Genomic DNA, 21670 nt, shown 5'->3' on the forward strand with positions numbered 1-21670 from the left:
AATTTCACATAATAAATTTTTGTGACTTAGGTTAAGCACAGTTAGTTCTTTAAGTAAATATAACTTTGAAATACTAATCTTAGTAGTTTGTTGTATCCAAAGATTCTTAACTTTCTGGGTATTTAAATTGATATAGCAGTACCTGACGGTTTTCAAAGCAAATATTATTTACTCATCTTCACCCACTTTTACAAATTTAAGATTTAATAAGTAATATAGCTATCAGAATATTCTTCACGTTTATATCTACTTTTAAAATCAATCTGCACTTAACAAAGTATTGAGGAAGCGAAAGCTAGATTCTCATTAAAATACTGAGTGATTCCGTGTCCATTCATAAAACAAAGAATAGTTTCTATTACTTCTAAGGCTGCTGCAGATCATCTTGTTATGTCCTATCATAAAACCTACGACTTGAATGTCAATATTGTTAGAGCAGCAAATAATTACGGTCCAAATCAATACAAAGAAAAATTGATCCCGTTGATGTTACATCAAATAAGCAATAATAAACCATTGCCGGTATATGGCAATGGTTTGAATAAACGTGACTGGCTATATGTTGAAGACTTTTGTAGGGCAATCTTCATCGTATTAGAGTGCGGAAAAACGGGTGAAATCTATAATGTTAGTGCCCATGAAGAAATTGATAATCTTGCTTTAGTTAAGAAGTTATGTCACTTATGCTCATATGATGAACGCATGATTGAATTCGTTGAAGATCGATTAGGTCATGATTATCGTTATGCCATGCAAACATCAAAGATAGAATCACTTGGCTGGAAACCAAAAACAAACCTAGAAAAAGGTTTAATTAAAACTGTAAAGTGGTACTCTGAAGCCAAACGGTTGGAAAGTTGAAATAGCATATAAGATCATGACTTTCATTGGATAATCCTTCTTGGCTTACATCTCAAACTTCCGCCAATCAAACAAATTAATCACCCCAATTGCTTTAAACGTCAAATAGATAAAATGACCATAATTATGGCCAATCAGATGTAACGCATCTGCGGAAGCTCCTTTATTCGACCAAAGAGTAAAACCTAATATAATGGCTAAGATCAACAGACCTTTTCCTAATGCAAAGACAATTGTTTTTGCAGGGAGGGGTCTTTTTTTTGTGAGGAAAAAGCCGAATAAAAGGACAAAGTTAACTAGTAACAAAAAATGTGCAGCAGCTGTCCATAAGGTCATTGTTCCTGTAGGTGTGAAGAAGTCGGTGAAAACGCAAGCGACGACTGCAGTCAAATTTAGCAAGTATAGAGGAAGGCGAAAGGTTGGTTTCTTTTCGTCACTCATTCTTTCTGGTTCGTCTGCTAATTGTTCTGGTTTTAGCAGTGACTCTAAATCGATTTGGTAGAGATCACTTAATTTGATCAAGGTGTCGATGTCTGGGGTACTTCGGTTGTTTTCCCAATTTGAGATCGTTTGTCTAGTAACAAATAATTTTTCGGAAACTTCTTGTTGAGTGAGTCCTAATTTCAAGCGACTCTCTTTTATTTTTTCAGCTATAGTCATTTCAATGCTCCTTCTGACCTATCCTATCATAAAGCGGTTCAAAGAAACAATTGTAAAGCTCGATTTAACGAAAAAATGCACAAGATATTTTCTTTGTTTACATAAGATTAAATTAAAATGAGCTTCCTTCAGATATTCCTAAAAAAATTTCTGGAATTACTCGATTTTTTTTCAATGAATCCTTCACCTGTAATAAGTAACAATTGTCATATATGAACTGATAAATGTTCAAAGATGGCACATATTCAGAGTAGAAGATAGACTTGCTCGAATCATTCAAAAAAAGAATGCCACGATTAAGTAAAAAATAATTTGCTTTTTTGAAAATGAAATCATTGATAAAACAAGGATGCAAAGAAGATTTGCGCTGATTTGCACTGGATTTGCTTGAAGGTAAGGGTGCTTGAATTATAAAATTCTGAAGAGGTGATGCAATGCGCTGACAAGTGAATTAAGTATACATACGATCAATGGTATTTCATGTGTCCGCATAAAAAATTTTTGAGAGGAGTGGATGATACGCTAAATAAAAAATTGTTTGTAAATTAAAAATTAATAAATTATAATGATTTTTAGGCGAAAAAAAGTTTGGATAATAAGGTTTTAATTTTGAAAAAGAAGGTTAAGGTGAAAGTTTGTGAAAAAGAAGTTTAAATCTATTCTATCTTTAGTAATCTTATTAAGTGCTGCGGTGGTAACGCCAGCATTTCAGGTAATGGCGGAAAGCCAAGTGTTTTCAGAATCTCCGCAGGTGGATCAGGAAGAAGTGAATACTGTGCAATCTGATGATACGAATGTTTCTGCGGATGTTGGACAAGCTACCTCTCAAGTAGAAAATCCTACGTTGACAACAACGACCTCAGCGCGCGTGGATGCTGAGAACGAACAAACACAAGCAAGTAGTGACAGTAAAGAAGCCATCAGCGGATCAGAAAATAAAGAAGAACCTGCTGCAAGCCCTGTAAATAATGTCCCTTCTTCTGTTGATCCGTCTTCTGCAAGAGCTGTCAATGCGCAACTGACGGTTCAAGTTTTAGATAGTAATTCAAACCAGCCAATCCAAGGCGCTTATTTCACATTGACCTCCTCGACATCTGGTGAAGTGACGTTGTTAGTCACGGACAGTTCAGGAAAGGTAACGATTCAGGTTCCTTCAGGGGGCTATTTTATTAAGCAAGTGGGTACAACGAATCAAAGTTTGAACTACGCATTTACATCGATTGGAAATTCTATCAATTTGCAAGCAGGAGAAACGAAAACATTGGCACTTTATGAGCGTCTAATTGTGGGCGAGTATGCTTTTGGAGATAGTCCCGATACGATTCATATTCCTGTAAACAGTAGCTTCGATTTCTCAACACAGGCATTAGGGATCGAGGCGTTTAAGTTAAATTTTAGCGGCAACATAGAAAAAAGTATTTCTGACTCACAGATCTTTCCGTACTACACAAATGTTGATCCGAGCAAACCGGGGACTTACGTAGCAATTTTTATGGCTAGACAAGCCTCATATAGTGTATATACAACACATGTAGTCAATGTCATTGTTGACCCGGAGCAGGTGGGAGAGGTAACTGTCAGATATCTTGATAATCAAGGGCAAGAAATCCATGAAACGAAGACTTTATCTGGTACCATTGGTGCTTCATATGATGCTAGTACGGATGAGTATAAGTTATCAATTGACGGTTACACCCTAGACGAAAGCCAATTACCAGAAAACAGTAAAGGCGTATTTAGTGAAACAGCACAAACCATCACCTACATTTACACAAAAAATCCGATATCAGCAGCGGATGTCACGATTGAGTATGTAGATTTAGAAGACAACGAAATCCACGCTAGCCAAACGATTAGCGGGAATGTGGGTGACTCTTACGATGCAAGCACAGATCAATATAAACTATCGATCGATGGCTATACACTAGACGAAAGTCAATTGCCAAAAAACAGTAAAGGTGTGTTTAGTGAAACAGCACAAACCGTCACCTATATCTACAAAGAAAATCCGATACCAGCAGCGGATGTCACGATTGAGTATGTAGATTTAGAAGACAACGAAATCCACGCTAGCCAAACGATTAGCGGGAATGTGGGCGACTCTTTCGATGCAAGCACAGATCAATATAAACTATCGATCGATGGCTATACACTAGACGAAAGTCAATTGCCAAAAAACAGTAAAGGTGTGTTTAGTGAAACAGCACAAACCGTCACCTATGTGTATACAAAGAATCCGATACCAGCAGCGGATGTAACGGTCGAGTATGTGGACACAGAAGGCAACGAAATTCACGCTTCACAAACGATCAGTGGAAACGTAGGCGACTCTTACGATGCTAGTACAGAAAAATATCAGCTAACAATCGATGGCTACACCTTAGATCAAAGCCAATTACCAGAAAATCTTAAAGGTGTGTTTAGCGAAACAGCACAAACCGTCACCTATATCTACACAAAAAATCCGATACCAGCAGCGGATGTAACAGTCGAGTATGTGGACACAGAAGGCAATGAAATTCACCCTTCACAAACGATCAGTGGAAACGTGGGTGACTCATATGATACCAGCACGAAGAACTATCAATTAGTGATTGAAGGCTTCACTTTAGACGAAAGCCAATTACCAGAAAATAGTAAAGGCACATTTAGCGAAAAAGCGCAAACCGTCACCTACATCTACACAAAAAATCCGATACCCGCAGCTGATATAACAGTAAAATACGTTGATACAGAAGGCGAAGAAATTCATTCTCCTCAAACGATCAGTGGAAACGTAGGCGACTCTTACGATGCTAGTACAGAAAAATATCAACTAGCAATCGAAGACTACACATTGGATGAAAGCCAATTGCCAGAAAATAGTAAAGGCGTATTTAGCGAAACGGCACAAACCGTCACCTACATTTACACAAAAAATCTGATACCCGCAGCGGATGTAACGATTGAGTATGTGGACATAGAAGGCAACGAAATTCACCCTTCACAAACGATCAGTGGAAACGTAGGTGAGTCTTACGATGCCAGCACGAAGAACTATCAATTAGTGATTGAAGGCTACACCTTAGACGAAAGCCAATTGCCAGAAAATCTTAAAGGTGTCTTTAGTGAAACAGCACAAACCGTCACCTATATCTACACAAAAAATCCGATACCAGCAGCGGATGTAACAGTCGAGTACGTGGATACAGAAGGCAATGAAATTCACCCTTCACAAACGATTAATGGAAACCTAGGCGACTCTTACGATGCCAGCACAGATCAATATAAACTATCGATCGATGGCTATACACTAGATGAAAGCCAATTGCCAGAAAATAGCAAAGGCATATTTAGTGAAACCCAGCAAATAATTACCTACATTTACAAAAAAAATCCGATACCAGCAGCGGATGTCACCGTGGAGTACGTGGATACGGAAGCTAAAGAAATTCACGCTTCTCAAACGATCAGTGGAAACGTAGGCGACTCTTACGATGCTAGTACAGATAAATATCAACTAGCAATCGATGGCTACACTCTAGACGAAAGCCAATTACCAGAAAATAGTAAAGGCGTGTTTAGCGAAACAGCGCAAACCATCACTTACATCTATACAAAAAATCCGATACCAGCAGCGGATGTAACGGTCGAGTATGTGGACACAGAAGGCAACGAAATACACGCTTCACAAACGATCAGAGGAAACGTAGGCGACTCTTACGATGCCAGTACAGAAGAATTTCAACTAGCGATCGAAGACTACACTTTAGACGAAAGCCAATTGCCAGAAAATAGTAAAGGTGTATTTAGCGAAACAGCACAAACAATCACCTACATCTACAAAGAAAATCCGATAACAGCAGTGGATATAACGGTCGAATACGTAGATACAGAAGGCAAAGAAATTCACCCTTCACAAACGATCAGTGGAAACGTGGGCGAGTCTTACGATGCCAGCACAAAAAAATATCAACTAACAATCGAAGGCTACATAGTAGACGAAAGTCGGCTGCCGCAAAATGCCAAAGGTACATTCGGTAAGGAAGAGGCAACTGTGACGTATGTTTATACAAAAGAAAACGCAGCAACCGCCATTATTTCTAATAAAAAAGAACCAACGGCGACTGTTGTTTCGAAAAAAAGCGCTTCTGCACAAAGATTGCCGCAAACCGATGAACAGGGGACGTTGTTCCCGTTTGTAGTTGGTTTGTTCTTTATCGCCACGGCAAGCTGGCTTTATTTCAAAAAGCGTAAATAGTGATTAAGTAAGCCTTTGGGGAAAGGCGGTACTAACTATCAAAAAGGACAGCTAGGCTTCAGCTGTCCTTTTTGTTGCTTATTTACCTAAAAATGAAATGAATCCCAGAGAGTCATAGAGAAAATGGCAGATCCAGCTGACCCATACGCTATTGGATTTTTTCCAAACGTAGTTGAGTGCCAATCTGGCAGGCATCAAGGTGATCAATAATTGGGCTGGATGAAAGCCGTACGCTGGGATGTGCCATAAAGCGAATAGCACACTGCAAATGATGGATGACCAGGCAAATGAAAGGCCTCTTTTCTGCAACGCCAACAAGAGGTTGGTACTTAGCAATTCTTCTCCCATCAGCATAAAGGGAACTTGCAAAAAGACCATTTGGACAGTGATGGTTTCGCTGATCGAGTTGGTTGTTGGTTGTCCAAAAATAGCGGCATAAATAAAGGAAAAGAACACGCCAGTCAAAATAACGAAAGGGACACCCCACAATAAAACGGTAAACCGAAAATGTTTGAACTGCTCCAAAAAGGTTGCTCGTAAGAGAAAATACCCTGCGCTAAATGCGAAGACCAGATTCCAGATGGTACCGATGATCGATAACACGGAATCATTTAGTGGGGTATAAGGAAGTAATTGATAGGTTAACCCAATGAGTAAGGTAAGAACGAATAAATAAACTGCTGATTTGTGTTTCATTTTGAACACATCCTTCATAGTAATTGCCACATGCTGAATTATAAACAGAAAAAACATCAAAGTACAAAAAGATATCTCTCATTATTTTTAAACAAAAAGAAAAAGCAGTGAACACGATATCATACTTGGCAGAATTGGTTTTCTTAAAAGCAGAATAAAGGATTTCTAAGAACAATTCTCAAAATTTGTGAACAAAAAGAGAAGTTTATAAGAATCTCTGTAACACTGTTGAAATATTATTACGCTTATGTTACATTTTGTTTACGTTATTATGTTTGAGGGAGAATGTTTATGAAGAAATCAAGCAATGATTCAAATAATTCACAACATAGAGAAGCGACTTCTGAAAAACAAGCACCTACTTCAAGGGTCGAATCACATCAAAAGCAAACAACGGGAACGACAAGACGCACGCCAACCGCCAATCGTCAAGTTTCTAAAAAGAAGCCAACCCATCGCAAGTATCTCTTTTCATTGATGACGCTGCTGACAATCGTCATTATCGCCACTGGCGGCTATATCGCTTTTACTTTGAAGCAGCAAGAAGCATTGGCACGCGAAAAATATGAAGCTGCCGCGCAAAAGCTATTAGCATCGATCCAAGAAGAGCAAGCCAAAGAGGGAATTCCCGCAAAACTTGAAACATTGTCTGATGGGGACAAAAAAGAATTGATTTTCCGACCAAAAGAAGAAAATGCCATCCCGGTAAAGGATGCAAGTCAGAAATTATCGACCATGGCGAACAAGCTATGTAAAAAACATGCCGACAAAGAGACCGTTACGATCGCTCGGATTCAAGCACAAGCAGTCGCATCGAAAGTGTCAACCTATTCCTTAAAAGCGGACAGCTATGTTTGGAATCGGGAGACTGGGCGGTTTGAAGATGCGGATAGCGTGGTTGCCGATCCAATTTTTATTTCCGAGAAAACTGGCAATGAACTATCTTTGAAAGACTTGGTTCCAGATGAAGGCAGCTTGCTAGGGATCCAGCAAGTGATTCAACAAAAGCTTTTGGATCAAGCCAAAGAACCGACTAAAATCATTGATGCGGTCTTGGGGATGGACCGAATCACCTATGATTCAAAATTTACTTATGATCCTGAAAAAATAACGCTCCAGTTGCCGCAAAATCAAACAGGTGTATCCGAGATCACTTTGGCTTACAAAGAGATTGCGCCGTTTATTGATCCAGAGCTGGTCAATGCGGATCAATTGAAAGAGCAACAAGCGATGTTAGACGAAAACAAAAAATATGTTGCGTTGACTTTTGATGATGGACCAAATGATACTTCGACATTGGATCTCTTAAAAATCTTGAAAGACAATGATGTGAAGGCAACGTTTTTTGAATTAGGCCAAATGGTGGATCGATATCCTGAAGTCGCGAAAAAAGTCCATGAGGAAGGGCATGAAATTGCCAGTCACTCCTATTCTCATCCCCAATTAAATACGTTGTCGCCAGAGGAGGTCAAAGCGGAAATAACCAAAACGGACAAAGCCATCTATCAGGCGACAGGGGTCTTGCCTAAGAATTTGCGCCCGCCATATGGGGCGATCGATCAACAAAGCGCCCAAGCGGCAGGAAAATCGATCATTCAATGGAGTGTTGATACCGAGGATTGGAAGCTAAAAGATCCGAACAAGATTTTGAAGGTCGTCCAAAACAATGTTTACGATGGATCGATTATTTTGTTACATGATATTCATCCGAAATCTGTTCAAGCCGTGCCCGGTATCATCAAAGCACTCAAAGCGCAAGGCTATGAATTTGTGACGGTCGATCAATTGCTCAATGGCAGCCAAAAACCAATGTATCAATACTTTGGTGCAACAGATGAACGCAGTGTTAGCTAATAGCTGAAAAAGGAAGTGATGGCAATCATCGCTTCCTTTTTTTTAAACGAGCGCTGCAGTTGCTGTTTTATCACTCGGAGGAGGCAAATGCTCGAAGGTAGTCATCATCCAGTAGTAAAGCAAAATCATCGGCAAGGGCACCTTGATCCAATTCTCGCATGATAGCTAGCATCTTTGTGGTAATCCTTTTGCCTGCTTTTTTGTCACCGGTTCTTAAGAGCAACACGCCTTGGAAAAACTTGCAGACGGCTTGGTGGAAAAATTCTTTGTAGTCTGTCGCCAAAAGTTTTAATTGGACGACGAGAACTTCCGTCGCATCGTATTGCTGGTGTTTTAGCGTATATTCGATCAAATTGATCAGTAGTGCGCAATAGATTTCCCGACCTTTTTCCATATCGATGTAGTATTCGAGCATCTTGGATACTTTTTTGAAGAAGAGGAAATTATGGTCGTTGTCCAAAAGATCGATGGTGTTGCCAAATAGTTGGATTTCTTGTAACGTCCAGCTCTCAACATCAACGAGATAGGAGATAATCGTTTGACGATCACATTCCAAAACCGCACGTTTCCGATAGACGCCATGCTCTGCCAAGCATTGCAGCATGCGAATCCGTGAGCGAACCTCTGCAATGCGGACCTTGTTCAGTCGGCTAGAGGTTTGCTGCAGCTCCTGTAATAGAATTTGTAACTGGTTGATATCGTGCTTGTTTGAATATTGTGTGTACCGATGGTTGTAGCTGTTTTGCTCATCCAGCCGATAGCCATTCGCGATATAGAGAAATTCATCGATATCCATTGATAGATTTTCTAAGATTTGCAACAGCAGGTTGGCAGCAATCTGATGCTTGCCTTTTTCAAATTCGATGGCATAGGATTTTGAAATAATCGTGCCATAGACTTCTTTTTGGGTGAAGCCTTTTTTCAATCGGATTTGTCTGATCGTTTCGCCATACATAAGAAAGCCTCCGCTCTCATTGAATTAATGAAATCATGTATCCCCATTATAGTAAAACAAGTCCAGTGTAGGAATTAAAAAGGTCTTATATTTCAGACCTCAACTTATTTTATGAGAAAACAGTTGGTAGTTTTTGTGATGATTGCTAGTTAGACAGATACAAAAATAAACCAAATCAATTGAAAAACGTGAGAACGCCGGGTTCTCACGTTTTTTTTATTTCTCATGACGACCTTTCTTTCGAAAGAAAAGTAGTCCAGCAATTCCGATGACCATTATCCCAACAGCTTGCATCAAAAAGGATAAAAGACTATTTTCGCCTGTTTTGGGTAAATAGCTATTGTCAGCTGCAGTGTATGATTTGATCTGTTGCTTATGATTTAGTCGGGTATTTTCGCGCTCTTCAGTATTGTCAAAGTTTTTCTTAGATAGTTCTTTAGGTCTTTGTTGAACAAGTTTTTTTCTGATCGATTTGACTCTAGAAGGAGCGTTGCTTTTCTGTTGTCTATGAATGTCGTTATCCAAATTTTTCGTTTTCGTTGCTTTAGATGACGGAAGGGCTGCAATCTGTTCTTTTCCTTTAGGGTGAACAATCGTCATTGCTTTAGGTTCAGCATTGACAGGAATTACAGGTTGCGGGAATTCCGTTTGGTTTGAAGGTGTCGGTATCTTACTAGGTACAGCCATCGGAATTTTCGTCGGAACCAGCAATTCCTGCTTTTGGTTAATCGCAGTTGGCGTAGCACCAGGTACAGCATAAGGCACTTTATTAGGCACCAAGGAATCAAAGGTTACTAAAGGAACAGGAATTTTCTCAGGTACAGCCATCGGAATTTTCGTCGGAACCAGCAATTCCTGCTTTTGGTTAATCGCAGTTGGCGTAGCACCAGGTACAGCATAAGGCACTTTATTAGGCACCAAGGAATCAAAGGTTACTAAAGGAACAGGAATTTTCTCAGGTACAGCCATCGGAATTTTCGTCGGAACCAGCAATTCCTGCTTTTGGTTGATCGCAGTTGGCGTAGCACCAGGTACAGCATAAGGCACTTTATTAGGGACCAAAGAATCAATGGTTACTAAAGGAGCGGGAATTTTCTCAGGTACAGCCATCGGAATTTTCGTTGGAACCAGCAATTCCTGATTCTGGTTTATGACAGTTGGCGTAGCACCAGGTACAGCATAAGGCACTTTATTCGGCACCAAAGAATCAATGGGTACTAAAGGAACAGGAATTTTCTCAGGTACAGCAATTGGAGTTTTCGTCGGAACCAGCAATTCCTGTTTCTGGTTGATCACAGGTGGTGTAGCACTAGGTACAGCATAAGGCACTTTATTCGGCACCAAAGAATCAATGGGTACTAAAGGAGCAGGAATTTTCTCAGGTACAGCAATTGGAGTTTTCGTTGGAACCAGCAATTCCTGCATCTTGTTTATGACAGTTGGCGTAGCACCAGGTACAGCATGGGGAGCGCTCGTAGGTATTACCTCTTGTGCCACTTTACCTGAAGGTTTTGGAACAGCAGGTGGGACCGCTTGAGGCGTTTTTATGGGTTCTATGGTCGATGCAGGTTGCTCGGATTTTTCAGGTTTCATTTCTGGAACGGCAAATGGTTCTTTTGAGGTAGGAATAGTTTGCTCATTTTGTTTTTTCGGCGCTGGTATCTGCTGTGGTTGACATACTGGTTGTTTTTGTGAAGGAACTTGCATAGTCGGATGAGGATCGGGCTCCTGTGTAGGTTTACTTAATTGCTCGTTTGCAATCAGTTGCTCCGCATGTTCCTTGGGAACGGCTTTGCCTTCGTCATACCAATAATCACCATCTTTTAATAAGACGTGATGAGTGATTGGATCGGTCAAATATGATGCGCTTTTTTCCTGTGCGAAGCAGGTTTTAACAGTGAAGGTTCCTAAAATTGCTGTGGTCATTAAACTTGTTACGATTTCTTTTTTCATAATCTTCTCCCTTACATTTCTTTCTCAGACAAAACTAAGACATATCAATACAAGAATCATTACTAACCAATCCATCTTCTCATGCTCCTTATGTGGTATTAGAAGAAGACGATTGGGCAGCTGCGTTTCCTTCTTACCTGCAAGTATAAACAAAAAGAAGCGAATGAACGCTTGCGTCCAAAATATAAGACCAAATAGCTACGGAAGAATTTCCCTGAAAGAAAAAAGTAAATGGCGATTGAAGAAATTTCATTTCATGATTGCGCACGCTCGATTTTAATAGGAGATTTTCATTCCTTTTTTCACAGAACGTTCTGGGAGCTTTTCGAGCCCATTTTTTTCGTCGGTAAGAGTTATTTTAGACAATATCGTGAAAAACGCCTGGATTATTTTTGTTTTTTTATTTACAGAGGTGAAAAACGAGGTTGAATATAAGAAAAAACGACATCATCGTTTTTCTCCTCTGTTGCGTGCAAAGAGACAAATGTAATCGTATTCATTGTATTGATTAATTATAAGGAATAAGGTGCTTTTTTTGATAAAAAACGATAACTTTTTATCGTTATGCACCTGTTTATAAGATAAATATAAATAATCCGTGCTTGTTTATAAAATAAACGTTTTATGTTTTGTAACGTTAATTTCAGTGTTTTTTTAATTATTTATCGTGTTTATAATTTGTTGGAAAGAAATAAATTTGCTAGAATTTTGTTATACAGTGTGTTCGATTAGTTATTTTATTTCTTGGTTTTCACAAGCGCATGCTAATGTGCTGTGAAACTATTTGAACAAAAATCACTGGGTTTTTCAGAAAGCATGCGGAAAAATCTTCGCTTTGCGATCGGTAACTTTTGTTTTCTCTCTATGCCTTTGGGTGTTGGGTTGAAATAGATTTTCATCTGGTTTAAAAGGGGGCAGGAATCATTCCAGAGATCATCAGTTTTATCTTTTGTCGGTTAAATTTTTTCGAACAGGAGGAGAATGAATGAAAGGCATTAATTACAAAAAGCTCATGGATTCAAAGAAAAACACACGCGTTCGAACAAAGAAAAACATTATTGCGAATTTAACTGTCAGTGGGATGTTGTTGACGAGTACGGTGGTCGTGCCAGCAAGTTTGTTATGGGCACCAACGACGGTTGAAGCTGCTTTGGTTTCAGCTGAACTTTTCTCAGATATCACAGCGTCTAATAACTCAGGCACGAGTGCGTCTGCACCTTATGCAACGCCTGGTGCAACGAACCAAGTCAATTTCTCGATTTCTGGATCAAATGCAGTAACGGTTGATGTCTTGAATGGGGACAAAGTCGCAGTTGTTGGGGTTCCTCAAGGGCTTACTGGTTTGGTTCAACCGGCAGGAAATGCGTCGATTTCCACCAATGTGACACTACAACTGGGGAATTTCCCAGCCTTGCAAACATTGATCGGGACAGTCACACCCGCAGTCAATACCTTGATCAGCACGGTGGATGGAATCGTCAATCAAAATTTAGCTGACGCATTGGATATTCCTCCGACTGGAGTAGGAGGGTTACCTAATCCAATTTACACTATAGCCTCAGGAGTTGGAGTTAGTGAAATAATCTCCGTCAACTTAGCTGAAATTACGACCCAGTTAGACTTATTAAATCAACTTGGACAATTTGGCCAAGCGAATTTTGAAGTTCCAGCTGGACTAACCGAAAACGAACGTGCCCTGATCGCCAATGTGGATGATGGTTTATTTATCGTTGTCAATCAGCGCATCAATCAAATTCTTGATAATTTACAAGCAGCACAGATTCAAGTCAGTATTCTAGATGGTGCCAGCGGAATCCCAGGAATTGGTACCTTGATCAGCGGGATCAATACACTGGTTCAAACGACGGTCAATACCGCCAAAGCGACTTTAAATGGCACGGTTGAAACTGCTCAAAATGTCTTAAATGCTACGACCAATCTAGCAGATCAAGTCGCTTCTGCTTCTGTGTTAGGTCAAACCAATGTGGTGATTCCGACGAATGTTACCAGTCCGACCTATGCGCAATTGGTTGAAAATGGTGTGGCGAATCCTTCCACTCCTTACGAAGCTCGCTTCGAAGCAACGATGTCTCAGCTTGACCTCATCACCATTGATTTATTTACGGATGCTGACGGCAATAACTCGATTTGGTTTGCACCAGATACACCAGAAGATCAAACCGATACACCAACGATCAATCCATTGACAGCAGGGGAAACGACGATCAGCGGAACAGCTGAGCCAGGCGCAGCCATCACGTTGGCGATCAACGGCGGTGCACCTATTACCACAACTGCAGATGGTGACGGCAATTGGACGACCGATGTCCCTGAATTGGTAGAAGGTGATACAGTCACAGCAGTAGCGGAAGCGGATGGGGAATCAGCGAGTGAACCTGCGACGGCAACGGTAGCAGCACCAGTGGTCAATGCCCCAACGGCTTCGATTACAGGAAACAGCACCGATGGGTATCCTGTGACGGGGACAGCCGCAGCAAATGCAGCCATTGAAATCACCAATGCCGAGGGTGAAGTCGTTGGCACTGGGACGGCAAATGAGAACGGCAACTACAGTATCACGTTGAACCCAGCAGATGTAGCAGAAAATGAAAACTTGAATGTTGCTGCAATCGTTACTGCTGGCGGTCAAACTTACCGCAGTGGCAATACGCCAATCGTCGTTCCAGCAGACGATGCCGAGCAACAAACGGGAACACCAACGATCCAACCAGTGACTGCCGGGGATACAAGCGTCAGCGGAACGGCTGAGCCTGGTGCCTCGATTACTGTGACCGTCAACGGTGCAGATCCGATCGTGACGGAAGCCGATGAAGAGGGCAATTGGCGTGTTGATGTGGACGAAGTGTCAGAGGGCGATACGGTTTCAGCTGTCGCCGAACTAGAAGGACAAACACCAAGTCAGCCAGCAAGTACCACCGTGTCCGCCTTAACGGTCAATGCCCCAACAGCTTCGATCACAGGAAATAGTCAAGAGGGCTATCCAGTGACTGGAACAGCTGCACCAAATGCGGCCATTGAGATCACCAATGCGGATGGCGAAATTGTCGGAACAGGTACTGCCAATGAGAATGGCGTTTATACGGTGACGTTAGATCCAGCAGATGTTGCCGCGGAAGAAACCTTGAATGTGACGGCGGTTGTGACCGCTGGCGGCGAAACCTATCGAAGCAACCCGACACCTGTTGTGGTGCCTGCAGATATCCTGCAGACGGAAACACCAACGATCGATCCAGTCAGTGCTGGAGATACGACCGTTAGTGGGACAGCTGAACCGGGGGCAACGGTAACGATCACGCTTCCTGAAGGCGACCCAATCACGGCTGAAGCCGATGATGAAGGCAACTGGGAAGCAACGGTTCCTGAATTGTCAGAAGGCGATTCCGTGACGGTCGTAGCTGAGTCTGAAGGCAAAGATCCGAGTGCCCCAATCACCGTGAGTGTAAGCGGTTTGACTGTGGCGGCGCCAACAGCTACGATCACTGGAAATAGCACAGATGGGTATCCAGTAACGGGAACAGCGACTGCCAATGCAGCGATTGAAATTTTGAATGAAGCAGGCGATGTCGTTGGTAGTGGAACAGCTGATGACGATGGCAACTTCACGATCACCCTTGATCCTCAAGAGGTGGCAGCTGGCGACAACTTGCGGGTGGAAGCGATCGTGACGGCTGGTGGTGAAGACTATCGCAGTACAGGTACACCACTTGTAGTTCCTGCAGATGATGTAGAAAACTTGACGGAAACACCAACGATCGACCCAGTAACAGCTGGGAATACGACTGTTAGCGGAACGGCTGAACCAGGGGCAACAGTGACGATCACGCTGCCTGAAGGCGATCCGATCACGGCAGAAGCCGATGACGAAGGCAACTGGGAAGCGACGGTTCCTGAATTATCAGAAGGCGATACGGTAACAGTCGTTGCCGAAGCCGAAGGCAAAGATACAAGTGCACCGATTACCGTGACCGTTGATGGTGTTACGGTCAGTGCACCGAGCGCTTCCATCACAGGCAATAGCACAGATGGCTATCCAGTCAGCGGAACAACGACACCGAATGCGGCAATTGAGATTTTGAATGAAGCAGGCGATGTTGTTGGTAGCACGACGGCGGATGACACGGGTGCTTATACCGTGACCTTAGATCCAGCCGATGTGGCGCCAGAAGAAGCCTTGCAGGTGGTGGCAGTTGTGACAGCAGGCGGTCAAGACTACCGCAGTAATGCCACACCAATCACCGTACCAGCAGACATTGAACAAACAGGGACACCAACGATCGATCCGGTCACAGCAGGGGATACCACGATTAGCGGAACGGCAGAACCAGGGTCGACGGTTACTGTGACGATCACCGATCAAGAACCAGTAACGGCTGAAACGGATGACGAAGGAAACTGGCTTGCAGAAGTGCCTGCAGTCTCTGGTGGCGATACAGTTACGGTCGTTGCGGAAGCCGAAGGCAAAGAGCCAAGCGCGCCAATCAGCGTTGGAGTCAATGGAGTGACGGTGGCAGCACCAACAGCGATCATCAGCGGCAATAGTACCGATGGCTATCCAATCACGGGGACTGCTCCAGCGAATGCAGCGATCGAAGTACTGAATGAAGCAGGCGATGTGATTGGTACTGGCACAGCCGATGGGGATGGAAACTATACGGTAACCATCGCACCAGCCGATGCAGCACCAGAAGAAACCTTGTCTGTCGTTGCGATCGTAACAGCTGGCGGGGATGAGTACCGCAGTCCTGCCACACCAGTGACGGTCCCAGCAGATGAGCTTGAACAAACAGAATTACCAACCATCGACCCAATCAATGCAGGGGACACGACGATCAGTGGGACTGCCGAACCAGGCGCTACGGTGACGGTAACGATCCCAGGTGAAGAACCTGTGACTGGTGAAGCCGATGACGAGGGCAACTGGACGGTTGAAGTTCCTGAAGTTTCTGAAGGAGAAACCGTCACAGTGGTCGCACAAGCACCAGACAAAGACCCAAGTGCACCAATCAGTGTTGGGGTCAATGGGTTGACGATCGCTACGCCGACCGCGACGATCAGTGGCAATAGTACCGATGGGTACCCAGTAACGGGAACGGCACCAGCCAATGCAGCCATCGAAATCTTGAATGCCGATGACGAGGTGGTAGGTACTGGCACTGCCAATGACGAAGGCCAATACACGATCACGTTGACGAGTGATGATGCGTCTCCAGCTGAAACCTTACGGGTGGTGGCGGTAGTCACAGCCGGTGGTCAAGCCTACCGCAGTGCGGCTGCCCCAATCACAGTACCATTGGATCAAACCGCAGTCCCAACCATTGAAGCGGTGACAGCCGGCGACACCACGATCAGCGGAACGGCTGAACCTGGTGCGACAGTTTCGGTAACGATTGGTGACGCAGAGCCAGTCACTGCCGAAGCAGATGACGAAGGCAATTGGACGGCAACGGTGCCCGAGGTTTCTCAAGGAGAAATAGTTTCCGTGGTAGCGACCCTTGATGGGGAAACGCCAAGTGACGCAGCAACGGTCGTCGTAAATCCACTTAGTGTGGCGACACCGACAGCAGCGATCAGCGGCAATAGTACCGATGGGTATCCAGTTACAGGAACGGCAACGCCGAATGCAGCGATTGAGATTTTAAATGCAGCCGATGAGGTTGTCGGCAGTGGCGAAGCAAATGAGGAGGGTGCCTACAGCATCACCTTGAGCAGTAGTGATGTTGATCCTTCAGAACCACTTCAGGTGGTGGCAGTGGTAACCGCTGGCGGCGATGAATACCGCAGTGCGTCGCTTTCCATCGTGGTACCAGCAGATCAAACGACCGCACCAACGATCGATCCAGTGCAAGCAGGGGATACATCCGTCGGAGGAACGGCCGAACCTGGTTCAACGGTGACGGTGGAGATTTCTGGAGAAGATCCAGTGACTGCCGAAACGGATGAGGAAGGCAACTGGACAGTCACCGTACCAGAGCTTTCAGAAGGCGACATGGTCACAGTGGTTGCGGAAGCTGAAGGCAAAGACCCAAGTGAACCAATCAGTGTCGGTGTCGGTGCCTTGAACGTGGCAGCACCAACGGCAACGATCACTGGCAACAGTACTGACGGCTATCCAGTCACAGGGACAGCACCAGCCAACGCAGCGATTGAGATCTTAAATGATGCGGGTGAAGTGGTGGGCAGTGGGACTGCCAATAGAGATGGTGAGTATACGATCACCTTGACAGAAGGTGTTTCTCCAGCAGAAACCTTGCGAGTGGTAGCAGTGGTAACAGCTGGCGGTCAAGAATACCGCAGTCCAGCAACTACTATCGTGGTGCCAGAAGATAACGCAGAAGACCAAACAGCAGCACCGACTGTCGCACCCGTGGTTGCTGGGGATACAACCGTTAGCGGAACGGCTGAACCAGGAGCAGAGATAACCGTTGAACTGCCAAGCGGTGATACTGTTACTGCAACAGCGAATGACGAAGGTGAGTGGACGGCAACTGTGCCGACGGTTTCTCTAGATGATGTCTTGAAAGTTACTGCTTTGGCAGACGGCAAAACAGAAAGCTTACCAGTAACGGTGACGGTGCAAGGGCTGATCGTGGCAGCACCAACGGCAACGATTTCTGGCAATAGTTCAGATGGCTATCCAGTAACTGGTACAGCACCAGCCAATGCGGCAATCGAAATCTTAAATGCTGATGATCAAGTGATTGGCAGAGGGACAGCCAATGAGAATGGCGTTTACACCGTTACCTTGACCAGTGAAGAGGCATCAGCGGGGGAAACGGTCCGTGTCGTTGCCATCGTTTCCGCAGGTGGGGATGACTTCCGTAGTCAACCAACGGCTGTCGTGGTGCCAGCGGATCAAACGGCGACACCAACGATCAATCCAGCAGTGGCTGGCGCAACAGAAATTAGCGGAACAGCCGAGCCAGGAGCAACAGTCAGCGTGACGGTCGGTGAGGAAGACCCAATCACCGCTGAAGTTGACGATGAGGGCAATTGGCAAGCTGAGGTACCAGCGCTTTCCGAAGGAACGACTGTTACGGCAGTGGCAGAAATAGAAAATGAAACACCAAGTACACCAGCAACGATCACGGTCGGGGCATTAACGGTGGCGGCGCCTAGTGCGTCTATCAGCGGCAATGCAGCCGATGGCTATCCAGTGACCGGAACAGGACCAGCGAATGCGACCATCGAAATCTTGAATGAAGCTGGCGAGACAGTTGGAACGGGTACGACCGATGATGCAGGACTTTACACGATCGCTTTGACCAGTGAAGACGTCTCTCCTGAAGAAAACTTGACAGTGGTTGCGGTGGTCACAGCTGGTGGCAAGGATTATCGCAGTCCAGCGACGCCGATCATGGTGCCAGCTGAACCGGGTGAAAACCAAACGACGGCACCAACGGTTGATCCAATCAAAGCAGGCGATGAAACAGTTAGTGGAACGGCCGAACCTGGCTCAACTGTGACTGTGACACTACCTGATGGCACAGAAGAGACCGCCGAAACAGATGACGAAGGCAACTGGAGTGTCGATGTGCCTGAATTGTCTGAAGGGGATACCATCACAGTCGTCGCAGACAGTGACGGCAAAGACCCAAGTGATCCAATCACTGTCATCGTTGAAGGAGTGACTGTCGCAGCACCAACAGCTTCCATCAGCGGCAACAGCACGGATGGCTACCCAGTGACTGGTACAGCACCAGCCAATGCAGCGATCGAGATTTTGAACGCAGCCAATGAAGTCGTAGGAACAGGCACTGCTGATGGAGACGGCAACTATACAGTGGCCTTAACTGCTGAAGCTGTCGATCCAGAAGAAACCTTAAACGTCGTTGCCATCGTTACAGCTGGTGGGAAAGAGTACCGCAGTAATCCAACAGCGGTCATCGTACCAGCAGATACGGTAGTGGATCAGACAGCAGCACCAACGATCGATCCAATCACGGCGGGGGATACCAGCATCAGCGGAACGGCTGAACCAGGTTCAACCGTGACGATCACCGTACCAGATGCGGAACCAATCACGGCTGAAACGGATGACGAAGGCAATTGGACGGCAGAAGTACCAGAAGTTTCTGAAGGCGATGCAGTCACCGTTGTGGCACAATCACCTGACAAAGAGCCAAGCGCTCCAGTCACAGTTGGTGTAGGTGCGTTGACGGTCACTGCTCCTAGTGCAACAATCACAGGCAATAGCACGGAGGGCTATCCAGTAACGGGAACGGCACCAGCCAATGCCACCGTACAAATCTTGAATAGCGATGGACAAATCGTCGGTTCAGGAACTGCAGACGCAGAAGGAAACTACAGTATCACTCTTGAACCAACAGCTGTTGCACCAGCGGAAAGCTTAACCGTCGTTGCAGTTCTGACAGCTGGCGGCAAAGAATACCGCAGTAATGCGACACCGATCGTGGTACCTTTGGATCAAGAAGAGCAACAAACTGCAACACCAACGATCGATCCAGTCAAAGCTGGCGATACGACGATCAGCGGGACTGCCGAACCAGGTTCAACGGTGACGGTAACGATTGGTGAAAATGAACCAATCACGACCGAAACGGACGAAGAGGGCAATTGGACAGTTGAGGTACCTGAAGTTGCGGAGGGTGATACTGTCACTGTTGTGGCACAATCACCTGAAAAAGATCCTAGTGCACCAATCACAGTGAGTGTGGATGGCATCACGGTTTCAGCACCGACAGCGTCCATCACTGGCAATCCAGAGGATGGTTACCCAGTGACGGGGATGGCAGCACCAAATGCAGCGATTGAAATCTTGAATGAAGCGGGAGACGTCGTTGGATCAGGCACTACCGATGAAAATGGCAACTACACGATCACGCTTTCTGGTGAAGCTGTTTCTCCTGAAGAATCACTGAACGTCGTTGCGATCATCACCGCTGGCGGCAAAGACTATCGGAGTAATGCGACACCAATCGTCGTGCCCGTTGAGAATACGATCGATCAAACCGCTACACCAATCATCGAACCAGTCACAGCTGGTGACACGACCATCACTGGTACTGCTGTAGCGGGAGCGATGGTCACCGTGACGGTAACAGGAGAAGAAGCGGTTGAAACCGAAGCAGATGAAGCAGGAAATTGGTCTGTGGACGTTGCGGAAGTTTCTCGGGATGAAATCGTAACAGCAGTGGCGCAAAGCGAAGGAGAAACCGCTAGTGAACCAGCAACGACCGTTGTTAATGGCATCACGGTCAACGCACCTTCAGCATCCATTACTGGGAATTCCCAAGAAGGCTATCCAGTAACTGGGAACGGTCCAGTCAATGCAGCGATTGAAATTTTGAATGAAGCGGGGGATGTCGTAGGAACAGGCACTACCGATGAAAATGGTGACTATACGATCACATTGACTAGTGAGGATGTCGCACCAGAAGAAAACTTATCGGTTGTGGCGATCGTCACTGCTGGTGGGGATGACTACCGCAGTAATGCGACGCCAATCGTCGTACCTGTCGATGATGAAATCATCAAGACAGATACACCAACCATTGACCCAGTTACGGCTGGTGATACAACGATCAGCGGAACGAGTGAGCCAGGTGCTACGATTACCGTTACCATCAGCGATCCGTTAACAAGTAGATTCCTGACCATCTTCGCGGCTGAAGGACCAATCACAACGATCGCCGATCAAAATGGCGACTGGCGTGTTGAGCTATCCGCGGAAGCGACGGAAGGTGAAACCGTTACGGTTCTTGCTTTAGCAGATGGCGAAACCTTAAGTGATCCGACGACGACCGTAGTCGATGCTTTGACGGTTGATGCACCGGTTGCTACGATCACTGGCAATCCTACCGATGGCTATCCAGTCTTCGGGAATGGACCAGCCAATGCGACAATCGAAATCTTGAATGAAGCGGGTGACGTTGTCGGAACAGGAACGACCAATGGAAATGGTGCGTTTAGCATCACATTAGATCCAGAGGATGTTTCACCAGAAGAAACCCTTAACGTTGTGGCGATCGTTACAGCAGGTGGCAGAGAATACCGCAGTGCAGCTACACCAATCGTGGTACCAACGGGTGACAATGGCACGGATGGTTCAGATGGTACGGACGGTACGGACGGAACCGATGGCACGGATGGCACCAATGGTTCTAATGGTACGAATGGTACCGACGGAAGCAACGGCGCTTGGGGCAACTGGGGCAATTGGGGAAACAATAATTGGAACAGCAACAATAACAACCAAAGCTGGTGGGGAAGTAAATTCTTACCGAAAACGGGATCAGAAGGAACCTGGTACGCTTCAGTGATTGGAGCAGCAGTCTTCGTTGTCGGAGGAATTGGCTTGTTCTTCAAAGCAAGAAAGAGAAAAGACCAGCAAAAATAGCATGATTTTACCAGCGGAGTGGACATCCTCCGCTGGTATCTCTAGTGAATCAAAATGTTGAAGCATTGATCAT

The 21670-nt window shown here is 45.0% G+C and carries 8 protein-coding genes; 4 read left to right on the forward strand and 4 right to left on the reverse strand.

Annotation, left to right across the window (positions count from 1 at the left end; all coding sequences use genetic code 11):
- The first annotated feature begins 318 nt into the window (after positions 1 to 318).
- Positions 319 to 861: a dTDP-glucose 4,6-dehydratase gene (locus ACTW1R_RS05955; protein ID WP_489927517.1), complete on the forward strand. Its 543-nt coding sequence runs from the start codon at positions 319 to 321 to the stop codon at positions 859 to 861.
- 45 nt (positions 862 to 906) lie between these two features.
- Here the strand turns inward: ACTW1R_RS05955 and ACTW1R_RS05960 are convergent, their stop codons facing one another.
- Positions 907 to 1521: a helix-turn-helix domain-containing protein gene (locus ACTW1R_RS05960; protein WP_489927518.1), complete on the reverse strand. Its 615-nt coding sequence runs from the start codon at positions 1519 to 1521 to the stop codon at positions 907 to 909.
- 637 nt (positions 1522 to 2158) lie between these two features.
- Here ACTW1R_RS05960 and ACTW1R_RS05965 point away from each other — a divergent pair.
- Positions 2159 to 5761, forward strand: a complete 3603-nt coding sequence (locus tag ACTW1R_RS05965) for a MucBP domain-containing protein (RefSeq protein WP_489927519.1) — start codon at positions 2159 to 2161, stop codon at positions 5759 to 5761.
- Positions 5762 to 5839: 78 nt separating this feature from the next.
- Here ACTW1R_RS05965 and ACTW1R_RS05970 read toward each other — a convergent pair whose 3' ends face one another.
- Positions 5840 to 6514, reverse strand: coding sequence for a CPBP family intramembrane glutamic endopeptidase (locus tag ACTW1R_RS05970; RefSeq protein WP_128432396.1), 675 nt, complete (start codon positions 6512 to 6514; stop codon positions 5840 to 5842).
- A 234-nt stretch (positions 6515 to 6748) separates the two neighbouring features.
- Between ACTW1R_RS05970 and ACTW1R_RS05975 the strand changes: the two genes are divergently transcribed.
- Positions 6749 to 8311 (forward strand): polysaccharide deacetylase family protein, encoded by a 1563-nt coding sequence (locus tag ACTW1R_RS05975; RefSeq protein WP_185938659.1) that lies wholly within the window; start codon positions 6749 to 6751, stop codon positions 8309 to 8311.
- 70 nt (positions 8312 to 8381) lie between these two features.
- On the opposite strand, the gene ACTW1R_RS05980 is transcribed toward ACTW1R_RS05975, so the two are convergent.
- Both ACTW1R_RS05980 and ACTW1R_RS05985 read right to left on the reverse strand, forming a co-directional pair.
- Positions 8382 to 9266 carry a helix-turn-helix domain-containing protein gene (locus ACTW1R_RS05980; RefSeq protein ID WP_015509406.1) on the reverse strand — a complete coding sequence of 295 codons (885 nt, stop codon included), beginning with the start codon at positions 9264 to 9266 and terminating at the stop codon, positions 8382 to 8384.
- A 216-nt stretch (positions 9267 to 9482) separates the two neighbouring features.
- Positions 9483 to 11219, reverse strand: a complete 1737-nt coding sequence (locus ACTW1R_RS05985) for an LPXTG cell wall anchor domain-containing protein (RefSeq protein WP_489927520.1) — start codon at positions 11217 to 11219, stop codon at positions 9483 to 9485.
- Between the two features lie 985 nt (positions 11220 to 12204).
- Between ACTW1R_RS05985 and ACTW1R_RS05990 the strand changes: the two genes are divergently transcribed.
- Positions 12205 to 21597 carry an Ig-like domain-containing protein gene (locus tag ACTW1R_RS05990; protein WP_489927521.1) on the forward strand — a complete coding sequence of 3131 codons (9393 nt, stop codon included), beginning with the start codon at positions 12205 to 12207 and terminating at the stop codon, positions 21595 to 21597.
- Positions 21598 to 21670 lie beyond the last annotated feature (73 nt).

The sequence above is a fragment of the Enterococcus sp. R12 genome (assembly GCF_058135755.1).